The organism is Mesorhizobium sp. M0140, assembly GCF_040322475.1.
In the GTDB taxonomy this organism is placed as follows: domain Bacteria; phylum Pseudomonadota; class Alphaproteobacteria; order Rhizobiales; family Rhizobiaceae; genus Mesorhizobium.
The window spans coordinates 1-1,945 of the sequence record NZ_JAMYTM010000075.1 but is presented as its reverse complement, the minus strand read 5'-3'; the positions used below and the strand labels follow the sequence as shown (position 1 = coordinate 1,945).

Genomic DNA, 1,945 nt, shown 5'->3' with positions numbered 1-1,945 from the left:
GGCCTCCAATCCAGCCAGCATCTTGAATCACAAACATCCGGCTTTGGGAATCCTACGATTCTCTCAAAATAGGAATCGCTCTAGCCTACGCGACAAGAGCGACGAACACGCCAAGGTTCAGGCGTGCCGCGCCTGCTCCGGGATGCGGCAGTGATACGGTCCTGCCGTGACAGCAACCGCACCGTTTTCCGCACGCGGGGTCGCCGATCCGCCTCAGCCAACCCTGACGACAAAATGCTTCGTCACCGGCTCGATGATCTTCCAGGTTCCCTTGAAATCCGCTTCCACCACGAAGGCATCGCCGGGGCCGACCTCGACCGGCGTGCCGCCGTCCGGCGTAATGATGATGCGGCCGGCGATCATGTGCACGAACTCATAGTCGGTATAGGTGGCGTGATAGGTGCCGGGCGTCGCGCGCCAGGTGCCCGACAACACCTTGCCGTCCTCGGTCGTGTGCTGGACGGCGGTTTGCATGGTCGGCCTGCCCTCGACGACGATCCAGCCAGCCAGATCGCCGGCGTCCGCGTGTTCGACGGTGCCGAATTTGAGGATTGTCTCGCGTGTCATGTGCTGGGCTCCGTTTGGTGGATTGCGTGGCGTTGTTTGCCTGGCCGGTCAGATAACCGATGCACCTGCCGCGAGCAATGCCGGCGCCATACGGCCGGCACCTTGGCTTACGGAGCATCAAACGAAAAACCCGCCTGTGCGGCGGGTCGCTGGCGCAAATCAGCACCATGGGCAAAAATGTACCATAGCTGAGGTCACCGAGTCAAGAAAAAATTCCTATCTCAGAAAAACTGGCGGCGCAAGCTGTCAGCACTGGCTGCCACGAGGCCTTTTGTTAATCCGGGTTCGGAACCCTGCCCTCCGGCGCACGCCGCGTCCTTCGGCTCTCGACGGGCGGGTCAGGGTTTGTGCCGTGCCGAGACGAGTTCCGCCTTGCGCCTTGCCGTCTCCATTCCCAGACCGATGAAAGCACGCGCGTGCTTGGCCAGCGCCATGTTGTCCGTCCAGAGATTGCGCCAGATCGCGGTCTTCTTCGACAGGTTCTCATCGACGATTTCAGACGAGAAGGATTCGAAGCTGAGGTCGTCGCTGTAGCCGATAGCCGTCAGCGCATCGAAGATCGCGGCGAAATCGATATTGCCGGTGCCGAGGAAGCCGCGATGGCTTTCGCCGATATGGACATAGCCGATCTTGTCCGCGGCATGACGGATGGCCAGCCCGACATCGGCCTCCTCGATGTTCATGTGGAAGGTGTCGAGATGCAGGAAGATGTTGTCCGAGCCGGTGTCCTCGATGAAGGCCAGCCCTTGCGCGGCGGTGTTGAGCAGATTGCTTTCGAAGCGGTTGACGATCTCGAGGTTGAGCGTGACGCCGGCCGCCTTGGCTGTCTCGGCAACCTTGGCCAGCGTGCCGGCACTGCGCTGCCATTGATCGCGCGTCGGCGCCTCGACCTGCAATCCATGGCTGGTCGAGAGAATGCCGGCGACCTTCCGGCCGCCGAGATCGCGCGTCAGCGCTATGGTGTCGTTGAGGATTTCGACGCCGCGCGCGGCAATCGCCTTGTCGGCGCTCGAAATGTCGCCATCAACAGGCAATCCGATGCTGATCGACACGCCGAGGCCAAGATCGGCGATGCGCCTGGCGAGCCCGCCGATGTCGACATTGGCGGGGTCGAGATAGGAGAATTCGATGAGGTCGAAGCCGGCCTCCCTGGTGTTGGCCAGCGTGCGCTCGAGATCAGCCTGTGCCGAGCTCGCCGACCAGACGAAAGAATGGATTCCAATGCGCGACATCATCGTCTCCGGTGCTGACAAGAGGTGGGGGGGGGGGGGGAGCCCGCCCCCCGCCCAGGGGGAGTTTTGGGGTAGGGGGGGGAGGCCCCGGTCTGGGGGAGCTTTTTGGTCGCGGAGAGCTTGGGGGGGGGCGCCGCCGGGGGCGC

Annotated in this window: 2 protein-coding genes; both read right to left on the bottom strand. The window is 62.8% G+C overall.

Going from position 1 to position 1,945, the window contains the following annotated elements; translation table 11 throughout:
- Positions 1 to 213: 213 nt before the first annotated feature.
- Positions 214 to 567, bottom strand: coding sequence for a cupin domain-containing protein (locus NKJ37_RS31865; protein ID WP_024503728.1), 354 nt, complete (start codon positions 565 to 567; stop codon positions 214 to 216).
- Positions 568 to 905: 338 nt separating this feature from the next.
- Positions 906 to 1,799, bottom strand: coding sequence for a sugar phosphate isomerase/epimerase family protein (locus tag NKJ37_RS31860; protein ID WP_352776436.1), 894 nt, complete (start codon positions 1,797 to 1,799; stop codon positions 906 to 908).
- Positions 1,800 to 1,945 lie beyond the last annotated feature (146 nt).